Annotated in this window: 12 protein-coding genes; 7 read left to right on the plus strand and 5 right to left on the minus strand. The window is 68.2% G+C overall.

Going from position 1 to position 13,422, the window contains the following annotated elements; translation table 11 throughout:
• Positions 1-137 precede the first annotated feature (137 nt).
• The 7 genes from CEJ42_RS00365 to CEJ42_RS00395 all read left to right on the plus strand — a co-directional run bounded on the left by CEJ42_RS00365 (position 138) and on the right by CEJ42_RS00395 (position 7,926).
• Positions 138-677, plus strand: a complete 540-nt coding sequence (locus CEJ42_RS00365) for a response regulator transcription factor (RefSeq protein WP_079214902.1) — start codon at positions 138-140, stop codon at positions 675-677.
• 155 nt (positions 678-832) lie between these two features.
• Positions 833-2,017: an ABC transporter substrate-binding protein gene (locus CEJ42_RS00370; RefSeq protein WP_420840743.1), complete on the plus strand. Its 1,185-nt coding sequence runs from the start codon at positions 833-835 to the stop codon at positions 2,015-2,017.
• A gap of 43 nt (positions 2,018-2,060) precedes the next feature.
• Positions 2,061-3,953, plus strand: coding sequence for an ABC transporter permease (locus tag CEJ42_RS00375; protein WP_088749718.1), 1,893 nt, complete (start codon positions 2,061-2,063; stop codon positions 3,951-3,953).
• Entirely contained in the window at positions 3,950-4,723 is a 774-nt protein-coding gene (locus tag CEJ42_RS00380; protein WP_088749719.1) for an ABC transporter ATP-binding protein, read from the plus strand. The genes CEJ42_RS00375 and CEJ42_RS00380 overlap by 4 nt, the downstream gene beginning before the upstream one ends.
• Positions 4,720-5,421 carry an ABC transporter ATP-binding protein gene (locus CEJ42_RS00385; RefSeq protein ID WP_088749720.1) on the plus strand — a complete coding sequence of 234 codons (702 nt, stop codon included), beginning with the start codon at positions 4,720-4,722 and terminating at the stop codon, positions 5,419-5,421. Before CEJ42_RS00380 ends, CEJ42_RS00385 begins: the two co-directional genes overlap by 4 nt.
• A 215-nt stretch (positions 5,422-5,636) precedes the next feature.
• Positions 5,637-7,274, plus strand: coding sequence for a histidine kinase famiy protein (locus tag CEJ42_RS00390; RefSeq protein ID WP_088749721.1), 1,638 nt, complete (start codon positions 5,637-5,639; stop codon positions 7,272-7,274).
• Positions 7,275-7,326: 52 nt separating this feature from the next.
• Positions 7,327-7,926, plus strand: coding sequence for a DUF6988 family protein (locus CEJ42_RS00395; RefSeq protein WP_079214908.1), 600 nt, complete (start codon positions 7,327-7,329; stop codon positions 7,924-7,926).
• Here CEJ42_RS00395 and bioD read toward each other — a convergent pair.
• The 5 genes from bioD to bioB are packed head-to-tail and all read right to left on the minus strand — an operon-like array spanning position 7,919 to position 13,390.
• Entirely contained in the window at positions 7,919-8,635 is a 717-nt protein-coding gene (bioD, locus tag CEJ42_RS00400) for a dethiobiotin synthase (protein WP_088749722.1), read from the minus strand. The two genes, CEJ42_RS00395 and bioD, sit on opposite strands and share 8 nt — an antisense overlap.
• A complete protein-coding gene (gene bioA, locus CEJ42_RS00405) occupies positions 8,632-9,969 on the minus strand; it encodes an adenosylmethionine--8-amino-7-oxononanoate transaminase (RefSeq protein WP_088749723.1) in 1,338 nt (445 codons plus the stop codon). The genes bioD and bioA overlap by 4 nt, the downstream gene beginning before the upstream one ends.
• A complete protein-coding gene (bioF, locus tag CEJ42_RS00410) occupies positions 9,966-11,147 on the minus strand; it encodes an 8-amino-7-oxononanoate synthase (RefSeq protein ID WP_088749724.1) in 1,182 nt (393 codons plus the stop codon). Before bioF ends, bioA begins: the two co-directional genes overlap by 4 nt.
• A complete protein-coding gene (locus tag CEJ42_RS00415) occupies positions 11,140-12,345 on the minus strand; it encodes a cytochrome P450 (protein ID WP_243397745.1) in 1,206 nt (401 codons plus the stop codon). Before CEJ42_RS00415 ends, bioF begins: the two co-directional genes overlap by 8 nt.
• A gap of 1 nt (position 12,346) precedes the next feature.
• Complete coding sequence (bioB, locus tag CEJ42_RS00420) at positions 12,347-13,390, minus strand: biotin synthase BioB (RefSeq protein ID WP_088749725.1); 1,044 nt, start codon at positions 13,388-13,390, stop codon at positions 12,347-12,349.
• Between the last annotated feature and the right edge of the window lie 32 nt (positions 13,391-13,422).

The following is a 13,422-nucleotide window of genomic DNA, read 5'->3' on the forward strand; positions in this document are numbered from 1 at the left end:
TGAGCCGCCTCAAACCGCGCCGGGCGGGCGTTTGACGCCGATCAATCCCGATTTCATACCTTGGTGTAAGTGCCAAAGCCCAAACTCGCCATACAATAGCGGGTTGGGAAAGTAGAAATAATTGATGGGAACGCAACATGACGGCAGCTGATCGCCTGCTACTGATCATCGAGGACGACGCCGCCTTCGCCCGCACCCTGGGCCGCTCGTTCGAACGCCGCGGCTACAAGGTGCTGCAAGCCTCCAACCAGGACGAGGCGGCCATTCACCTGAAAGACCACAACCCGGGCTACGCCGTGGTCGACCTGAAACTCTCCGGCAACGCTTCGGGCCTGGCCTGCGTGCAGATGCTGCACGCCCATGACGAAGCCATGCTGATCGTGGTGCTGACCGGTTTCGCCAGCATCACCACGGCGGTGGAGGCGATCAAGCTGGGCGCCTGCCAGTATCTTGCCAAGCCTTCCAATACCGACGACATCGAGGCCGCCTTCGGCCACGTCGCCGGCATGTCCGATCTCGAGCTGCCGGCCCGCGCGACCTCGATCAAGACGCTGGAATGGGAGCGCATCCACGAAATGCTGGTCGAGACCGACTTCAACATCTCCGAAACCGCCCGCCGGCTCGGCATGCACCGCCGCACGCTGGCCCGCAAGCTCGAAAAGCAGCGCATCAAGTAGGGCGGGCGACCCCGCCTGAGACCGCCCCGGGCCCGATCGGCCGACAGCGGTTATCATTACGCCCGCAGCGCCGCCGCCACAGCTTGCGGCGCGGGAACGCAACGACACCAGAAGGGAACAACGTGAACTATCGCATCGGTTTTCTCCAGCGCGGCATCCTGCTGAGCGCCGCCGCAGCCTCGTTCGCCGCCGCCGGCGGCGCGCAGGCCCAGGCCACCATCAAGATCGGCGAGATCAACAGCTACAAGGCCCAGCCGGCCTTCCTCGAGCCGTATCGCCACGGCTGGGAAATGGCGGTCGAGGAAGTCAATGCCGCCGGCGGCGTGCTGGGCAAGAAGCTGGAAGTGGTGGCGCGCGACGACAACGGCAATCCGGGCGACTCGGTGCGCATCGCCGAGGAGCTGGTGGCGCGCGAGCGCGTGGCGCTGCTGTTCGGCGGTTTCCTCTCCAACACCGGCCTGGCGCTGACCGACTATGCCAGACAGCACAAGGTGTTCTTCCTCGCCGCCGAGCCGCTGACCGACAAGATCGTCTGGCAGAACGGCAACAAGTACACCTACCGCCTGCGTCCCTCGACCTACATGCTGGTCGCTTCGGTCGTGAAGGAAGCCGTCAAGCTGAAGAAGAAGCGCTGGGCCATCGTCTATCCCAACTATGAATACGGGCAGTCGGCCGTGGCCAGCTTCAAGGCGCTGATGAAGCAGGCGCAGCCGGACGTGGAGTTCGTCGCCGAGCAGGCGTCGCCGCTGGGCAAGATCGACGCCGGCTCGGTGACCCAGGCGCTGGCCGACGCCAAGCCCGATGCCATCTTCAACGCGCTGTTCGCGGCCGATCTCGGCAAGTTCGTGCGCGAGGGCAATACCCGCGGCCTGTTCGACGGCGTGGAAGTGGTGTCGCTGCTGACCGGCGAGCCGGAATACCTGGATCCGCTGAAGAACGAGGCACCGGTGAACTGGATCGTGACCGGCTATCCCTGGTATGCGATCAATACCCCCGAGCACAAGAAATTCGTCGACGCCTATCGCAAGAAATTCAACGACTATCCGCGCAACGGCTCGCTGGTCGGCTATAGCGCGCTGATGTCGATTGCCGCAGGCATCAAGAAGGCCGGCAGCCTCGACGCCGACAAGCTGGCCGCCGCGTTCTCGGGCCTGAAGGTCGATACGCCGGTGGCGCCCATCGTCTATCGCGCGCAAGACCACCAGTCCACGTTGGGCGCCTTCGTCGGCCGCACCGGCGTCAAGGATGGCCGCGGCATCATGACCAGCTTCACTTATGTGGACGGCGCCGCGCTGCAGTTGCCGGACGCCGAAGTGAAAAAGCTGCGCCCGGCCGACTGATCTTTCCTCCGATGTCCATCCCGCCAAGGCAAGCGTCGCGACCATGACGCTTGCCAGCCTCACCGTCCAGCTGATCAACGGCCTGGCCGACGCCTCCGCCATGTTCCTGGTGGCGGCCGGCCTGTCGCTGATCTTCGGCGTCACGCGCATCGTCAACTTCGCGCACGGCTCCTTCTACATGCTGGGTATCTACATCGCCTACAGCCTGGTCGACGCCATCGGCGCCACCGCCGTCGGTTTCTGGGGCGCGGTGCTGCTCTCGGCCTGTATCGTGGCCGTCATCGGCGCGCTGGTCGAGGTCGCCATCCTGCGCCGCATCTATCGCGCGCCCGAACTGTTCCAGTTGCTGGCTACGTTCGCGCTGGTGCTGGTGATCAAGGACGCCGCGCTCTGGTACTGGGGGCCGGAAGACCTGTTCGGCCCGCGCGCGCCCGGCCTGGCCGGCGCGGTGCGGCTGCTGGACCGGCGCCTGCCGCAATACGACCTGCTGCTGATCGGCATCGGCCCGCTGGTGTTCGCGCTGTTGTGGCTGCTGACCAACCGCACCCGCTGGGGCACCCTGATCCGCGCCGCCACGCAGGACCGAGAGATGCTGGGCGCGCTGGGCGTGAACCAGTCCTGGCTGTTTACCGCCGTGTTCGCGCTGGGGTGTTTCCTGGCCGGCCTGGGCGGGGCGCTGCAAGGGCCGCGCATGCCGGCCAACCTGGCGCTGGACCTCGATACCATCAGCAATGCCTTCGTGGTGGTGGTGGTCGGCGGCATGGGCTCGATCGGCGGCGCCTTTGCCGCGGCCTTGCTGATCGCCGAAGTCAAGGCGCTGTGCATCGCGCTGGGCAACGTCTCGCTATTGGGCATCGACTTTTCGCTGTCGCGGCTGACGCTGGTGGTGGAGTTCCTGGTCATGGCGGCGATCCTGGTGGCGCGCCCCTGGGGCCTGTTCGGCAGGCCGCTGGCGGCAGTGCGCAGCAGCGCCGCGCATGAAGCGCCGCTGCCCGCGGCCAGCCGCATGTCGCGCCTGTCGGGCATCGCGCTGCTGGCGGTGCTGCTGGCCCTGCCGCTGCTGGCGCCGGCCTATCCGTACCTGCCGGTGCTGATGGTGGAAATCCTGGTGGCCGTGCTGTTTGCCGCCAGCCTGCATTTCATGATGGGGCCGGGCGGCATGGCGTCGTTCGGGCATGCCGCGTTCTTCGGCCTGGGCGCATATGGCGCGGCCCTGTTCGTGCTCAAGCTGCAATGGTCGATGGCGGCCGCCTTCATCGCCGGTCCGGCGGTGGCGATGCTGGGCGCCTTGCTGTTCGGCTGGTTCTGCGTGCGCCTGTCCGGCGTCTACCTGGCCATGCTGACGCTGGCCTTCGCGCAGATCGTGTGGGCCGTGATCTACCAGTGGGACGGCTTCACCGGCGGCAGCAACGGCCTGGTCGGCATACGCGCCGACGAGGTGTTCGCTACGCCCACGGCCTACTACTATCTGGCGCTGGCCTGCACCGCGCTCGGCGTGTGGCTGTTGCGGCGCCTGGTCTACGCGCCGTTCGGCATGGCGCTGCGCGCCGCGCGCGACTCCGCCGTGCGCTCCGAAGCCCTGGGCATCGACGTGCGGCGCGTGCAGTGGCTGGGATTCGCGGCGGCCGGCCTGTTCTGCGGCCTGGCCGGCGTGCTGTTCGCGTTCTCCAAGGGCAGCATCTCGCCCGAGGCGGCGGGTGTCGGCCGTTCGGTCGATGCGCTGGTGATGGTCATGCTGGGCGGCGTGCAGAGCTTGGCCGGTCCGTTGCTGGGCGGCGCGCTGTTTACCTGGCTGCAGGACCTGGTGGCGCGCGAGACCGACTACTGGCGCGCCTTGCTGGGCCTGGTGATCCTGGCGCTGGTGTTGCTGTTCCCGGGCGGCGTGGCCGGCGCGTTGCGGCGCATCGGGTCCCGCGGCAGGGAGGAGGGCGCATGAGCCTGCTCCAGGTGCAGCATCTGTCCAAGTCCTTCGGCGGCGTGCGCGCGCTCGACGATGTCTCGTTCGCGCTGCCCGCAGGGCAGCTGCTGGCGCTGATCGGCCCCAACGGCGCGGGCAAGTCGACCTGCTTCAACATCATCAACGGCCAGTTGCGTCCCGATGGCGGCGCCGTGCTGCTGGACGGCGAAGACATCGCCGGCATGGCCGCGCGCCAGATCTGGCGGCGCGGCGTGGGCCGTACCTTCCAGGTCTCGGCGGCGTTCCATTCGATGACCGTGCTGGAGAATGTGCAGGCGGCCCTGCTGTCGCACCATCGCAAGCTTTCCCAGCTGTGGCGCCCGGCCTCGGCCTACTTCCGCGACGAGGCCATGCAACTGCTTGAGCAGGTGGGCATGGCCGGGCAGGCGCAGCGCGCCTGCGCAGTGCTGGCCTACGGCGACATCAAGCGGGTCGAGCTGGCGATGGCGCTGTCCAATGCGCCGCGCCTGCTGCTGATGGACGAGCCCACCGCCGGCATGGCCGCGCACGAACGCAACGAACTGATGGCGCTGACGCGCCGCCTGGTCAACGAGCGCGGCATCTCGGTGCTGTTTACCGAGCACAGCATGGACGTGGTGTTCGCCCATGCCGACCGCATCATCGTGCTGGCGCGCGGCAAGCTGATCGCCGCCGGCGACGCGCAGGCGGTGCGCAACGACCTGCTGGTGCGCGAAGTCTATTTCGGCTCCGGCAACACCTTCGAGACGGCGCGGGAGGAGAGGGCATGAGCACGCCGCTGCTGCAGGTACAGGGATTGAACGGCTTCTACGGCCGCGCCCACATCCTCTTCGATCTTGAACTCGAGGTCGCGCGCGGCGAAGTGGTCGCCCTGATGGGGCGCAACGGCGCCGGCAAGTCGACCACGCTGAAGGCGCTGATGGGACTGCTGGAAGGCACGCAGGGCCGGGTCAGCTTCGACGGGTGCGAGGTGTCGCGCATGGCGCCGTACCGGCGTGCGCGCCTGGGGCTGGGCTTCGTGCCGGAAGACCGGCGCGTGTTCACCGACCTGTCGGTGCTGCAGAACCTGGAAACCGGCCGCCAGCCGCCGCGCCCCGGCGCGCCGCAATGGACGCCGCAAGCCCTGTTCGAACTCTTCCCCAACCTCGGCGCCATGCCCGATCGCCCCGGCGGGCAGATGAGCGGCGGCGAACAGCAGATGCTCACCATCGCCCGCACGCTGATGGGCAATCCGCATTTGGTGCTGCTGGACGAACCCTCCGAAGGCGTCGCGCCGGTGATCGTGGAGCAGATGGCGGCGATGATCGCCAGGCTCAAGGAAGCCGGCATGGCGGTGCTGTTGTGCGAGCAGAATTTCCATTTCGCGCGGCTGGTCAGCGACCGCGCCTATCTGCTCGACCATGGCCGCATCGCCTACCGCGGCACGCTCGACGGCGCCCAGGCTCATCAGTCGGAAAGTCTTTCCTAGCGCGGCGCGTCGCCGATCGGCGACATGCCTGGGCAGTGTTTCCGAAATTCAATTGGAACCAGCCATTGCCGCGTTGTCCAACCTGTAACAAGCTCATCTGACCTGCGCGCAAGCGCGGGCGGATCGGGCTTTTCCTGTTCCATTGAATCGGCGGCAGCGGCATCGGCCGACGCCACGGAGATGACGCCGCCGCATCGACCAGGGAGACCCAACCGATGCAGAGTAACGACAACGACAATCCATACCGCCTGTCCGCCGCGGAATTCAACGAGCGCGGCGACGAACCGCGCAGCCACGTTTCCGTGGGCGACGACGCCAACGACATCTTCTTCGCCGCCGTCGAGATGACGCGCATGCCCATGATCGTGTCCGACCCGCGCCGCCCCGACAATCCCATCGTCTTCGTCAACAACGCCTTCATCAACATGACCGGCTACACCCGCGAGGACGTGATCGGCAAGAACTGCCGCTTCCTGCAGGGGCCGGAGACCGACCGTGCCGCGGTGGCGCAGATCCGCCGCGCCATCGAGCAGCGCAAGGAGATCGCCACCGAGATCCTCAACTACCGCAAGAACGGCTCGTCGTTCTGGAATGCGCTGTTCATCTCGCCGGTCTACAACAAGCACGGCGAACTGGCCTATTACTTCAGCTCGCAGCTGGACATCAGCCGCCGCCGCGACGCCGAGCAGGCGCTGGGCCAGGCGCGCAAGATGGAGGCGCTGGGCCAGCTGACCGGCGGCATCGCCCACGACTTCAACAACCTGCTGCAGGTCATCAGCGGCTATCTCGACATCATCGGCCTGACGCTGCGCAGCGACGACCCGGACCTGTCGCGCATCGCGCGCAGCGCCGACAGCATCCGCAGCGCCTCCAACAAGGCCGCGATGCTGACGCAACAGCTGCTGGCCTTCGCGCGCAAGCAGCGCCTGGAAGGGCGCACCATCAACCTCAACTCGCTGACCGAGGGCTTTACCGACCTCGTGCGCCGCACGCTGGGCGGCGAGATCGACGTGCAGACCAACCTGGCGCCGGACCTGTGGAACTCGCGGCTCGATCCCACCCAGATGGAAGTCGCGCTGCTCAACGTGCTGATCAACGCGCGCGACGCCATGAGCGGAAAGGGCAGCCTGCGCATCGACACCACCAACGAATCGCTGGCCGCCGGCGAGCCGGCGCTGGAGCTGGGCCTGAAGCCGGGCAATTATGTCTCCATCGCCATCGTCGACGACGGGCCGGGCATCCCCGCCAACATCCTGCCGCGCGTGATGGATCCTTTCTTCACCACCAAGGACGAAGGCAAGGGCACGGGGCTGGGACTGTCGATGGTGTACGGCTTCGTGAAGCAGTCCGGCGGCGCGGTCAGGATCACGTCCGAGGAGGGCGGCGGCACTACCGTGCGCATGTATTTCCCGTCGACGCAGGACGAGGTCGGCGGCCCGTTCGAGTACGAGAGCCATACGCCGGATCAGGGTGGCCACGAGCACATTCTGGTGGTGGACGATAGAATTGAAGTTGCGGAGCTGGCCCAGGCGATGCTGGAAAGCCTGGGCTATCGGGTCAGCATGGTCAATTCGCCGGCCGAAGCTCTGCAGCTGATCAGGAGCGGCAAACGCGTGGACCTGCTGTTTACCGACCTCATCATGCCGGGCAACATGAACGGCGTGCTGCTGGCCCGCGAGGCGATGCGCGCGGCGCCCGCGATCAAGGTGCTGCTGACCACCGGCTACGCCAGCGAATCGATAGAACGCCATGACGCCGCGGGAGAATTCCCCGTCATCGGCAAGCCTTACCGCCACGATGAGCTGGCGCGCAAGATACGCATCGTCCTCGACGGCGCCACCGGCGTAAGCTGAACCACACGCCGCAGCACCAGCCGCCGGGCCCAACCATTTGGGAAGGATCTTCATGGAACTGGAACACATGCTGGCCAGGGCGGAGTCGCTGGCCTACCGCATCTCTTCCGAATTCAACGGCCAGCCGCTGCCGGAAGACGAGCGCGCCTGCGCCGCGATCGGCTGCCTGACGGTGGCCCAGCAGCACCACAGCGCCATCATCATCCTGTTCAGGAACGACATGCCGGTGCACGCCGCCGCCTTTGCGCTGATCCGGCACCAGATCGAAACCGCCTTCAACGCGCTGTGGCTGTGGTACTGCGCCACCGACGACGAGATCGCGCGCTTCATGCAGGACGGCAGCGGCAAGACCGTGCGCCAGCTGGTGGCCCAGGTCGACGGCGTGCTGGCCGGCCGCGCCGGCGACGAGGCCTCGATCATCCGCAGCCACTGGTCGCAACTGAGCGACTTCGTGTTCTCGGGCGAGCGCCGCATCCGCCACTGGCTGGACGCCAACGTGGTCGATGCGATCTATTCGGAAGACGCGGTCGCCGAGCTGGTGGACCTGTCGAACTCGATTGCCGAGCTGGGCCTGGCCACCTACCGCAGCCTGAGCGGCGGCGCGGCCGACATGCCGGTCGCCGAGCAGCCGCGCGACAAGGCCGTCAAGTAGGGCGCTGCGGGAGGCCCAGCGCGGCAGCGTCCAGCAGCTGCGACGCGCGCTCGGCATCCAGCGCCGGATCCCATGGCAACCCGCCCAGCAGGGGCGCACCGATGCGTTGCGCGAGACTGTCCGTCATGGCCTGCGCATAGGGCTCGTGCGGATCGATGCAATTGGCCACCCAGCCCGCCAGCGGCAGCGACCTGGCCGCAATCGCCTGGCAGGTCAACAAGGCGTGGTTGATGCAGCCCAGCCTTATTCCCACCACCAGCACCACCGGCAAGCCCAGCCGCGCCGCCAGCTCGTCGCTGTTGTGCTTGGCGTCCAGCGGCACGACGAACCCGCCGGCGCCTTCCACCACCACCGCCGGGGCGATCCCGGCGATCTCGCGGTAGCAACGCTCGAGATGATCGATGTCGATGACCACGCCTTCTTCCGCCGCCGCGATGTGCGGAGCGGTGGCGCGCTTGAGCAGATAGGGATTGGCCAGTCGCGCCGGCAACGCCACATCCGATGCCGCGTGCAAGGCGTCGGCATCCTCGTTGCGCCAGCGGGCGCCGTCATGGAAGGCGCCGGAGGCCACCGGTTTCATTCCCGCCGCCGGCAGGCCGTGCGCGGCATGCAGCCGCAGCAGCGCCGACGCCACCAGGGTCTTGCCCACGCCGGTATCGGTGCCGGTCACGAACAGGCCGCGCGCCTGCCTGGTTTGCGGCGTCTTCATCGCATCACCGCCTCGAACGTTGCATATGCCTGCCGGGCCAGCCATTGCGCCTGCTCATCATCAAGGATGTAGGGCGGCATCAGGTAGATCGTATTGCCGATGGGGCGCAGCAGCAGTTCGTTCTGTGCCGCCTGCTGTGCGAAGCGGCGCGCAAAGGTCGCGGCGACGGCGGGATCGGGCAGGATCGCGTCGCAGGCCCAGATCATGCCGGTGCGACGGTAATGCGCGATGCGCGCGTCCTGCGCCAGCGGCAGCAGCGCGGCGTCCATCGTCTGGGCGAAGCGGCGGTTGCGTTCCAGCACCTGCTCGTCCTCGAAGATCGCCAGCGTCTCCAGCGCCGCGCGGCAGGCCAGCGGATTGCCGGTGTAGGAATGCGAATGCAGGAAGCCGCGGCGCACATCGTCATCGTAGAACGCCTGGTAGATGTGCTCCTGCGCCATCACCAGCGAGAGCGGCAGGTAGCCGCCGCTGATGCCCTTGGACAGGCACAGCAGGTCGGGCCAGATGCCGGCCTGTTCGCAGGCGAAGAAGCTGCCGCTGCGCCCGCAGCCCACGGCGATCTCGTCGGCGATCAGGTGCGCGCCGTAGGCGTCGCACAGCCTGCGCAGGCCGGCGACATAGGCGACATCGTGCATGGCCATGCCGCTGGCGCACTGGACCAGCGGCTCGACGATCACGGCGGCGATGCGCCCGCGATGGCGCTGCAGCAGTTGCTCCACATCGGCCAGCGCGCGGGCGGCCACGTCGACGGCGCTTTCGCCCGGTTGCGCCAGGCGGGCGTCGGGCGAGGCGGCGATATGGGCCGGGCGCAGCATCGCTTCGTAGGGCGCACGGAACAACGACGTATCGGTCACGCCCAGCGCGCCCAGCGTCTCGCCGTGGTAGCCGCCGGCCACGCAGATGAATTCGGTCTTGCCGGCATGGCCGGCATTGCGCCAGGCGTGCGCGCTCATCTTCAGCGCGATCTCCACCGCCGATGCGCCGTCCGAGGCGTAAAAGCAGCGTCCGAGCGCGTGGCCGGTCAGGGCCGACAATTTCTCCGACAGCGCCACCACCGGCTCGTGCGTGAAGCCGGCCAGCATCGCATGCTCCAGCTTGCCCAATTGGTCCACCAGCGCGCCGTTGATGCGGGCGTTGGTGTGCCCGAACAGATTGACCCACCACGAACTGATCGCATCCAGGTAGCGCCGTCCGTCGGCGTCGTGCAGCCACGCGCCGTGGCCGTGCGTGACGGCGATCGGCGGCACGCTCTCGTGCCGGCGCATCTGCGTGCACGGGTGCCAGACGCTGCGCAGGCTGCGGGAGGCCATATCTTGCGGCAGCGGCGCGGTCATTGCGTCGCTCCGGTCGCCAGGCGCGGCATTTCTCCGGCGATCCGCCGCAGCGCGCCGATCAGCTGCGCAACATGCTCCCGCGTATGCAGCGCGCTCAGGCTGATGCGCAGCCGCGCGCTGCCCTTGGGCACCGTCGGCGGGCAAATGGCCGGCGCCCATATTCCCAGTTCGCGCAGGCGTTGCGCCAGCGCGCGGGCGTCGGCATTGCCGCCCACGATCAGCGGCTGGATGGCGCTCGGCGAGGGCAGCAGCGTCCATGGCAGGCCGACGAGGCCCTGCCTGAGCAGGCCGGCCAGTTCGCCCAGATGCGTGCGCCGCCACTGGTCGCGCGCGATGATCCTCAGGCTGGCCGAGGTGGCCGCCGCCAATAGCGGAGGGTTGGCGGTGGTGAACATGTAGGTGCGGGCGCGCTGCATGATCCATTCGATCAGCGTGGCGTCACCGGCGGCGAAGGCGCCGGCCACGCCGGCCGCCTTGCCCAGCGTACCCATGCAGATCACATGCGGCGCATTCACGCCGGCATGCGCCAGGCTGCCGCGGCCCTCGGGGCCGAGCACGCCCAGGCCGTGGGCGTCGTCGGCCAGCAGCCAGGCGTCGTGGCGCGCGCAGATCGCCGCCAGTTCGGCCAGCGGCGCCAGGTCGCCGTCCATGCTGAAGACGGCGTCGGTCACCACCAGCTTGCGCGGCGCCTTGCTGCGCGCCAGCACCTGCTCCAGCCGCGCCGTGTCGTTATGCGCAAACACGCGCAAGCCGGCGCCGGACAAGCGCACGCCGTCGATCAGCGAAGCGTGGCAGAGGCGGTCCACGAACACCGCGTCGCCGGCGCCGACCAGCGCGCCGATGATGCCGATGTTGGCCATGTAGCCATTGGAAAAATACAACGCGCGCGGCATGCCGGTGAAGGCGGCCAGCTCCTGCTCCAGCTGCTCATGCGCGCGGCTGTGGCCGGAGATCAGCGCCGACGCGCCGGCGCCCACGCCATATTCGCCGGCGGCGGCCATTGCGGCCGCGGCGATCTCCGGGTGATTGGCCAGGCCGAGGTAGTCGTTGCTGCAAAACGCCAGGCAGGGCGCGCCGTCGGCGTCCAGCATTGGCCCTTGCGCGCCGTCCACCACGCGCCGGGTGCGCCTGAGGCTGTGCGCCGCGAGTTCGGCCAGGTCTTGCGAGAAGTCATGCATGAAGAGGTTTCCTTGTAACGGGCAGGCGCTCCAGCGCGCGATAGGCGGAGGTTTCCTGCCAGGCCGGCGCGCCGGCGGCGAGGCGGATGTCGGGCATGGCGCGCATCAGCGCAGTGAAGGCGATCTCCGCCTCCAGTTGCGTGAGCGCCGCGCCCAGGCAGACATGCGGGCCGTGGCCGAAGGACAGGTGATTGCCCTCGTCGCGCCGGATGTCGAAGCGCTCCGGCTGCGCGAACCGGCGGGCGTCATGGTTGGCCGCGCCGATATGCAGGATGGCAAGCTCGCCCCGTTTAAGCAGCCTGCCGCCGAGCTCGACGTCGGCCACCAGCCGCCTGCCGGTGTATTGCACCGGGCTGTCATAGCGCAGCATCTCGCGCACGGCGCCGCGCAGCAGTTGCGGCGAGGCCTGCAGCAGCGCCCACTGCTCGGGATGCCGCAGCAGCGCCAGCAGGCCGTTGCCCAGGAGGTTGCGGGTGGTTTCGTAGCCGGCGAAGAGCAGGGTGCAGCACTGCGCCAGCGCCTCGATGGCGGTGAGGCGATGTTCCTGCCGCGCCTGGGCGATCCAGGCCAGCAAGCTGTCGCCACCGATGGCGTCGGTGTCGGCAAGCGTTCGCGTGAAGAACGCGCACATGTCGGCCAGCGCCTGCTGCGCGGCCAGCGTCTGGCGCATCTGCGGCGTGGGGCTGCCGATGAAGGCGGCCAGATCCGCCGCCCAGCCGATGAACTCTTCAGGAACCTCATGCGCAATGCCAAGCAGGTTGGCGATCACCAGCGCGGGCAAGGGGAGGGCGAAGGCCGCGACGAAATCGAATTCGCCGGCGCCGTCGGCATCGATGCCGGCCAGCAGGCGCTGTGCGATTGCGGCGATGGCCGGGGCTTGCCGCTGCAGCCCGGCCGGCTTGAAACCCGGCAGGATCACATCGCGCAGCCGGCGATGGCCGCGACCGTCGACGAACAGCAGCGAACGCGCGAACACGCGCTTGAACTGCAACTGCGCAGGCGTCGGCGCGCTGCCGTCGGGCCCCAGTCCGCTGTTGATCCAGCGCGCCGCCCGCCTGACCGAAAAGCGAGGATCGCGCAGCGCGGCAGCGACCTCGTCATAACCGCTCAGCAGCCATGCGCCGCCGCAGTATTGCTCGCTCCACACGGGGCCCTGCGTGGCATGGCCAATCTGCACGGCCTGCATGGCCGGTGGCATGTCACGCTTCACGGCTGGCGGCCGCGGCGCGCATGCCCAGTCGCGCCAGCAGGTCGAGGTCCGACGAAACCGGGGCGTTGGGCGTGGTCAGCAGCTTGCTGCCGAGGAAGATGGAGTTGGCGCCGGCGGCGAAGCACAGCGCCTGGGTGGCGTCGCCCATGCTTTCGCGTCCGGCCGAGAGCCGGATCACCGAGCGCGGCAGCGCGATGCGCGCGGCTGCCACGGTGCGCACGAACTCGAACTCGTCCAGCGCCGGCGCGTCTTCCAGCGGCGTGCCCTTGATCGGCACCAGGTGGTTGATCGGCACCGACTCCGGCTGCGGCGCCAGGTTGGCCAGCCGCGCGATCAGCCCGGCGCGCTGGCGGCGGCTTTCGCCCATGCCGATGATGCCGCCGCAGCAGACGTTGAGCCCGGCATCCTGCACCTTGCGGATGGTGTCGAGCCGGTCCTGGTAGGTGCGGGTGGTGATGACCTGGCCGTAGAAGTCGGGCGCGGTATCGAGGTTGTGGTTGTAGAAATCCAGCCCGGCCTCTTTCAGCGCCTGGGCCTGGTGGTCTTCCAGCATGCCCAGCGTCATGCAGGTTTCCATGCCCAGCGCGCGCACTTCCCTGACCATGGTGGTGAGGCCGTCCATGTCGCGGTCCTTGGGATTGCGCCATGCCGCGCCCATGCAAAAGCGCGTCGCGCCTTGCGCCTTGGCGGCGCGCGCCGCCTCGATCACGGCCTGCGCCTGCATCAGCTTGCCGGCCGGCACGCCGGCCTCGCGATGACGCGAGGATTGCGAGCAGTAGCCGCAATCCTCGGGGCAGCCGCCGGTCTTGATCGACAGCAGGCTGGAGAGCTGCACTTCGTCGGGCGCGTGGTGCGCGCGATGGACGGTCTGCGCGCGGTACAGCAGTTCGGGGAAGGGCAGTTCGAACAGGCGTTCGACGCCATCGGTGTTCCACGGGCCGGGGGCGTTGGCGGCGTCGGCGGCATTAATGGTGGACGAAGCGGTGGACGAAGCGGCCTTGCGGCCGGTGTGGGCGATATCGCTCAGGCTCATAGATAAAATCCAAAGCAAGGTTTGAAAAGCTT

The organism is Herbaspirillum robiniae (assembly GCF_002213415.1).
GTDB classification, from domain to species: Bacteria; Pseudomonadota; Gammaproteobacteria; order Burkholderiales; family Burkholderiaceae_D; genus Herbaspirillum; species Herbaspirillum robiniae.